Source organism: Macromonas nakdongensis, assembly GCF_002837145.1.
Taxonomy (GTDB): Bacteria; Pseudomonadota; Gammaproteobacteria; order Burkholderiales; family Burkholderiaceae_C; genus Macromonas_B; species Macromonas_B nakdongensis.
This window is the reverse complement of sequence record NZ_NWMV01000034.1, coordinates 22,001-28,447: the sequence shown is the minus strand read 5'-3', so window position 1 is coordinate 28,447 and position 6,447 is coordinate 22,001. Positions and strand designations below refer to the sequence as shown.

Genomic DNA, 6,447 nt, shown 5'->3' with positions numbered 1-6,447 from the left:
GGCCCCCTGCGCTACGGCCTGGAATGGCTGCACACCGCCTCGCGCCACGACCTGCCGCGCGTCCTGGCCGCCCTGCGCGCCCGGGGCCACGGCACGCTCTGCTTCTTCGGCCCGCCCGGCACCGGCAAGACCGCGCTGGCCGAACACCTGGCCCAGGCGCTGGAACGGCCCCTGATGGTGCGCCAGGCCAGCGACCTGGTGAGCAAGTTCGTGGGCGAAACCGAGCAACAGATGGCGGCCATGTTCGCCGAGGCCGAGGCCGAACAGGCCGTGCTGCTGCTGGACGAGGCCGACGGCTTCCTGCTCGACCGGCGCGGCGCCCAGCGCGCACACGAGGTCAGCGAAGTCAACGAAATGCTGCAGGGCATGGAGCGCTTCCGCGGCATCTTCGTCTGCACCACCAACCTGCTGGAACGGCTGGACGCGGCCGCGCTGCGCCGCTTCACCTTCAAGATCGAATTCAAGCCTTTGCAGCCGGCCCAGCGCTGGGCGCTGTTCGCCCAGACCGCCCTGGGCCGGGACCCGGGCGGTGCCGCCCACCCCGATTGGGCGGCGCGCCTGCAACGGCTCGACCAGCTCTGCCTGGGCGACTTTGCCGCGGTGCAGCGCCAGGCCGACATCCTGGGCGAGCCCCTGGAGCCCGAGGCCTTTCTGGCCGAACTGGAGGCCGAACACCGGCTCAAGCCCGAGGTGCGCGAGCACCGGGCCATGGGCTTCACGGGTTGACGATGCGCAGCACCTCGGCGCCGTAGGCCTGCAGCTTGGCCTGGCCCAGCCCGGGGATGCCCTGCAGGTCGGCCAGCGTGGCCGGCTGGCGCTCGGCGATGGCGCGCAGCGTGGCATCGTGAAAAATCACATAGGCCGGCCGGTTGTGCTCGCGCGCGACCTCGGCCCGCCAGGCCTTGAGCGCCGCCAGCGCCTCGCGCGCGGCCAACGTCAGCGTGGCCTCGCTGGCAACCACGCGCTGGCGCTCGGCGCTGCGGTTGCGCACGCCCTTGGGCGCCGCGCTCTGCACCCGCAGGCGCACCTCGCCCTCGCCTTTGAGCAGCGGCCGCGCCGCTTCGCCCAGGCGCAGGGTGTTGAAATGTTCGCCGTCCACCCACACCGCGCCACGCGCGATGAGCTGGCGCAGCAGGCTGCGCCATTCGCTTTCGCCCAGCTGCGCGCCAATGCCGAAGGTGCTGAGCCGCTCGTGACCGTGCTGCTGCACCTTCTCGGTGACTTTGCCGCGCAAAATGTCGATCAGGTGCCCGGCGCCGAAAGCGGTGCCGCTGGCCTGCTGCACGCGGTAGATGCACGAGAGCATTTTCCGGGCGGCCTCGGTGGCGTCCCAGGTCTGCGGCGGGCTGAGGCAGTTGTCGCAATTGCCGCAGGGCCGGGAGTCTTCCCCGAAATAGGCCAGCAGCCGCACCCGGCGGCAGTCGGTGGCCTCGGCCAGGGCCAGCAGCGCGTCGAGCTTGCCGCGCAGCACCTGCTTGAACTCGTCGGCCGCGGGGCTTTCGTCGATCATGCGGCGCTGGTTCACCACGTCCTGCAGGCCGTAGGCCATCCAGGCGTTGGCCGGTTCGCCGTCGCGGCCGGCGCGGCCGGTTTCCTGGTAGTAACCCTCGATGTTCTTGGGCATGTCCAGGTGGGCGACGAAACGCACGTCGGGCTTGTCGATGCCCATGCCAAAGGCGATGGTGGCGACCATGACGATGCCTTCCTCGCGCAGGAAGCGGTCCTGGTGGCGCTGGCGCAATGGGGCGTCCAGCCCGGCGTGGTAGGGCAGCGCCTTGAGGCCGTGCGCGGCCAGTTGCGCGGCCACCTCTTCCACCTTGCGGCGCGACTGGCAGTAGACCACGCCGGCGTCGTGGCCACTGGCGCCGGTGTGCTCGTCGCGGACGAAGCGCAGCAGCTGCTGCAGGCTGTCCTTCTTTTCGGCGATGAGGTAACGGATGTTGGGCCGGTCGAAGCTGCTGACGAAGTGCTGCGCCTCTTCCAGCCGCAGGTGGTGGACGATGTCGGCGCGGGTAAGCGCGTCGGCGGTGGCGGTCAGCGCGATGCGCGGCACCTCGGGGAAGCGCTCGTGCAGCGCGGCCAGGCCGCGGTAGTCGGGCCGGAAATCGTGCCCCCACTGGCTGACGCAATGCGCCTCGTCGATGGCGAACAGGCTGAGCAGGCCGCGCTCGTGCAGCGATTGCAGCTGCGCCATGAAGCGCGGCGTGGTCAGGCGTTCGGGCGCGGCGTACAGCAGGGTGATGTCGCCGCGAAACAGGCGGCGCTCGACGTCGGCGGCTTCTTCGCTGCCCAGGCTGGAGTTGAGGTAGGCCGCGCTCACGCCAGCTTCCAGCAAGGCCCCCACCTGGTCGTGCATCAGCGCGATCAGGGGCGAAACGACCAGCGTCACGCCGTGGCCGGCGCGCTGGCGCACGATGGCCGGGATCTGGTAGCACAACGACTTGCCGCCACCGGTCGGCATCAGCACCAGGGCGTCGCCCCCGGCGCCCACGTGGCGCACGATGTCGGCCTGCGGGCCGCGGAAGCGGTCGTAGCCAAAGACCTCGGCCAGCACCTGGGCGCTGGCTTCGGCCACACCCGGTGCGTCCAGGGCCGCGCTCACATCTGTTCCCAGGGCAGCCCCTCGAAACGCCAGCCGCTCACGGTGGAGCGGTGAAAATGGTCGTCCAGCTCGCCCTCGAAGCCGTGCACCACGTGGGCCACGTCGGTGAAGCCCGCGGCCTCCAGGGCCCGGGCCGCCTCCAGCGTGCGCTTGCCGCTGCGGCAGATCAGCAGGACGGGGCGCTGCCGGTTCTCGGCCTCGGCCAGCACCTGGCGGGCGAAACGTTCGGGGTCGGCCTGCAGGTCGGGGTATTCGTACCAGGGCACGTTGACCACACCGGGCGGGCGCCCGACGTACAGCGACTCGATCTCCATGCGCACGTCGACGAACAGGGGGGCCTGCTCGGGCGGGTCGTTCGCACGGTCCTGCAACCAGGCCCAGGCTTGTCGGGGGGTCAGATGCTTCATGCCGCTATTGTCGCGCCTGTGCGGTGGCTCAGCGCTGCTGCGCCAGGTAGCGCTTGCGCCAGAAATAGGCGCTCAGGCCGGCCGCGGTCAGACCCATGCCCAGCAGCGCCAGCCAAAAGCCGCTTTGCAGGTGCAGCAAGGGAATGAACTCGAAGTTCATACCGAAGATGCCGGCGATCAGGTTCAAGGGCAGGAACACCGCGGTGAGCACGGTGAGCGTGCGCATGATGTCGTTGGTGCGGTGGCCCTGGGCGGAAAAGTGCATCTGCACCGCCACCTCGGCGCTGTGTTCCAGGCGGTGCACGTGGTGCACCACGCGTTCGATGTGCTCCAGCGCGTCGCGGCTGCGCACCTTCAGCAGTTCCAGCTCGCGCTGGCCTTCGGGCCGGTCGGCGGGGCGCCATTCGCCCAGGGCCTGGATCCAGTCCTGGATGGCGTTGCGCTGGTCTTCGCAGACCTCGTCGAGCTGGTGCAGGGTCAGGCGCGCTTCGAGCAGGCTGCTCCAGTTGTTGAAGCGGGTGTGGGGGCTGAGCAGCTCGGCCTGCCAGTGGTCGAGCTGGCGCGAGAGTTCGCGCCCCAAGTCCAGGTAGCCGTCCACCACCTGGTTGACCAGACGCAGCATCAAATCGGCCGGGCTGGTGGGCATGAAGCGCACCGCCGCGCTGCGGCCGGGTTCGTCGGTGTCCTGAAGGTCGGCGGCACCCTGGCCCGCCGAAGCCAGCAAGCGCGCGGCGAAGCTGTCGCGCACCGCGCAGTCGGCCGGGTGCACGGTGACGAGCACCCCGTCGAACAGCGCACAGCCCACCGGGCTGGTGTCGATGCGGCGCAGCACCGGCGGCCCGCGCCGATGCGAGAGGCGCGGCACGGGTTCGCCGGGGTGCTCCAGGTCGGCTTCGCTGCGCGCCTGGGCCAGGCGGCGGAACACCAGCAGGTCGTACTGCGCGGTGTAGTCGTAGCGCGACGGCAGCTGCTTGTTCAACAGGTCCGACAGGTGCAGGTCCACCAGCTGGGCGCCACACAGGGCCTGCAGGCAGGCTTGCACCGCGCCCTGCTGCAACTCGAATTCGCGCCGGCTCAGGGCCACCCAGACAAAGCCCCGACGCGGCAATGCCGTGGGCAGTTGGTCGGACTCGCTGACGCCGTGTCCGTCGAGGTGGAAAACGCGCATGCGGAACCTGGGCGCCGGGTTCAGGCCTGGCGCAGCAGGCGCGCGGCGTCGCGGGCGAAGTAGGTCAGCACACCGTCGGCGCCGGCGCGCTTGAAGGCCAGCAGGCTTTCCATCATCACGGCGTCGTGGTCCAGCCAGCCGTTTTGGGCCGCGGCTTTGAGCATGGCGTATTCGCCGCTCACCTGGTAGGCGAAGGTGGGCGCCTTGAATTCGTCCTTCACGCGGCGCACCACGTCCAGGTAGGGCATGCCGGGCTTGACCATCACCATGTCGGCGCCCTCGGCCAGGTCCAGCGCCACCTCGCGCAGGGCCTCGTCGGTGTTGCCGGGGTCCATCTGGTAGACCTTTTTGTCGGCCTTGCCCAGGTTGGCGGCGCTGCCCACCGCGTCGCGGAAGGGGCCGTAGAAAGCGCTGGCGTACTTGGCGCTGTAGGCCATGATGCGGGTGTGCACGTGGCCGTGCGCCTCCAGCGCCTGGCGGATGGCACCGATGCGGCCGTCCATCATGTCGCTGGGCGCCACGATCTCCACGCCGGCGGCGGCCTGGCACAGCGCCTGTTTCACCAGCACCTCCACCGTGGGATCGTTCAGGATGTAGTTGTGCTCGTCCAGCAGGCCGTCCTGGCCGTGGCTGGTGTAGGGGTCCAGCGCCACGTCGGTCATGATGCCCAGGTTGGGCACCTGCGCCTTGAGCGCGGCCACCACACGGGGAATCAGCCCGTCGGGGTTGTGGGCTTCGCGGCCGTCAGGGGTTTTCAGGCTCTGGTCGATCACCGGGAACAACGCCATCACCGGGATGCCCAATTCCACGCATTCGCGCGCCACCGGCAGCAGCAGGTCCAGGCTCAGGCGCTCCACGCCGGGCATGGAGGTCACGGCCTCGCGCCGGTTCTCGCCGTCCAACACGAACACCGGGTAGATGAGGTCGTGCGCGCTGAGGCGGTGTTCGCGCACCAGGTTGCGGGTGAACACGTCGCGGCGCAGGCGGCGCGGGCGCGACAGGGGGAAAGGGGCGGGGTGCTTGCTCATGCGGGTATTGTGGCAAAAGTGCACGGCAGCGCTTGCAAGATGCGCGACGCACAGTACACTGAAACGGTTGTGCCCGCTTCCGGATGCCCGTGCAAACACCCGACCACCCCAGCCCAGAACCCCGCAACGCCGACGTCTCCCCCGGGGCTTGGCGCATGGCCGAGCACTGGCCGGAGCTGGCGGTGGCGGTCACCGACCAGGCCATCGAATCGGTGGACCTGATGCTGCGCGGCCTGGAACTGCTGGTCCAGCGCGGGCGCATCAGCGAGGCCGAATACCAGGTGCTGGCCACACCGGCGCACCGCCTCAAGCACTGCGGCATGAACGCGCAGCAGATCGTGCGCTTCCAGAGCGGGCGGGTGCGCCAGTCGCACGAGAAGATCGACCTGGCCTACGTGGTCGAATCGGTGCTGCAGGAACGGCGCGACGACCTGGCCCTGATGGGCATCACCGTGCGCCGCAAGTTCAAGCCGGCGCCCCTGCTGATCGACCCCACCCTGGGCTACAGCCTGGCGCAAGCCATGATGGAGTGGAGCACGCCGCTGGGCAACCACATCGACCTGCGCCTGGACGTGGAAGGCGAGCCGCCACGGGCACGCCTGTGGATGAAGGTGCTGACCGACACCCCCCCGGTGCAAAGCCAGGTGTTCACCGACAACATCCAGTGGCTGCTGCTGCGCCAGATCGCGGCCACCGACGGCGGCATCGACCTGGTGCGCGAGGTGCGCCCGGACGGCGTGGAGCTGAGCGCCGTGTTCAAACGCACCCTGGGCACCCCCACCCCGGCGACCGCGGCCGAGGCCCACCCGGACGCACCACCCTCCACCGTCTTCAAGACCGTGACCGGGGCTTACGTGCTGGTCTGCTCGGCCTCGGCCGAGACGCGGCTGCAGGCGCTGGGCATCGTCAAGCAACTCGGGGCCAGCGCCGACGGCGTGGCCAGTGCCGCCCAGGCCCTGGCCGCGATGCGCGACCGCGAGGTGCACCTGCTGGTGCTGGACGAGGTCCACACCCCCGCCGACGTGTCCAGCCTGCAACACGACCTGGCCACCCAGCACCCGACCCTGGCGGTGCTGCGTCTGGTGCCGCCGGGCAGCGCCGCCCCCACGACCGGGGGCACGGCCCCCGCCAGCGTCGCCGTCGATGCCCTGGGCACCGCGCTCGGCTCGGCGGTGATGTTCACGCTGTCCAACGTGCTCTGACCCGCCGCACGCTGCGTGGGGCGGACGCGTCGGACCCAGA

6 protein-coding genes are annotated in these 6,447 nt (G+C 70.2%); 2 read left to right on the top strand and 4 right to left on the bottom strand.

The features are described from left to right. On the top strand, nt 1-726 hold a 726-nt coding region (locus CON77_RS06265; RefSeq protein WP_157826856.1), incomplete at its 5' end, for an ATP-binding protein. Here the strand turns inward: CON77_RS06265 and recQ are convergent. From recQ to hemB, 4 genes are read right to left on the bottom strand one after another with little or no spacing between them, the layout of a single operon-like run. Next, nucleotides 716-2,602 (bottom strand): DNA helicase RecQ, encoded by a 1,887-nt coding sequence (gene recQ / locus CON77_RS06260; RefSeq protein WP_232788425.1) that lies wholly within the window; start codon nt 2,600-2,602, stop codon nt 716-718. The genes CON77_RS06265 and recQ overlap by 11 nt on opposite strands. After that, nucleotides 2,599-3,009 carry a rhodanese-like domain-containing protein gene (locus tag CON77_RS06255; protein ID WP_101048274.1) on the bottom strand — a complete coding sequence of 137 codons (411 nt, stop codon included), beginning with the start codon at nt 3,007-3,009 and terminating at the stop codon, nt 2,599-2,601. Before CON77_RS06255 ends, recQ begins: the two co-directional genes overlap by 4 nt. 28 nt (nt 3,010-3,037) lie before the next feature. Then, nucleotides 3,038-4,177, bottom strand: a complete 1,140-nt coding sequence (locus tag CON77_RS06250; RefSeq protein WP_101048273.1) for a magnesium transporter CorA family protein — start codon at nt 4,175-4,177, stop codon at nt 3,038-3,040. A gap of 20 nt (nt 4,178-4,197) precedes the next feature. Then, nucleotides 4,198-5,205, bottom strand: a complete 1,008-nt coding sequence (gene hemB, locus CON77_RS06245) for a porphobilinogen synthase (protein ID WP_101048272.1) — start codon at nt 5,203-5,205, stop codon at nt 4,198-4,200. Between the two features lie 89 nt (nt 5,206-5,294). Between hemB and CON77_RS06240 the strand changes: the two genes are divergently transcribed. Continuing rightward, entirely contained in the window at nt 5,295-6,407 is a 1,113-nt protein-coding gene (locus CON77_RS06240) for a hypothetical protein (RefSeq protein ID WP_157826855.1), read from the top strand. The last annotated feature ends 40 nt before the right edge of the window (nt 6,408-6,447 follow it).

Coding starts and splice junctions, on each gene's coding strand:
- CON77_RS06255 (WP_101048274.1), bottom strand. CDS start 3,009: ATGAAGCATCTGACCCCCCGACAAGCCTGGGCCTGGTTGCAGGACCGT.
- CON77_RS06250 (WP_101048273.1), bottom strand. CDS start 4,177: ATGCGCGTTTTCCACCTCGACGGACACGGCGTCAGCGAGTCCGACCAA.
- hemB (WP_101048272.1), bottom strand. CDS start 5,205: ATGAGCAAGCACCCCGCCCCTTTCCCCCTGTCGCGCCCGCGCCGCCTG.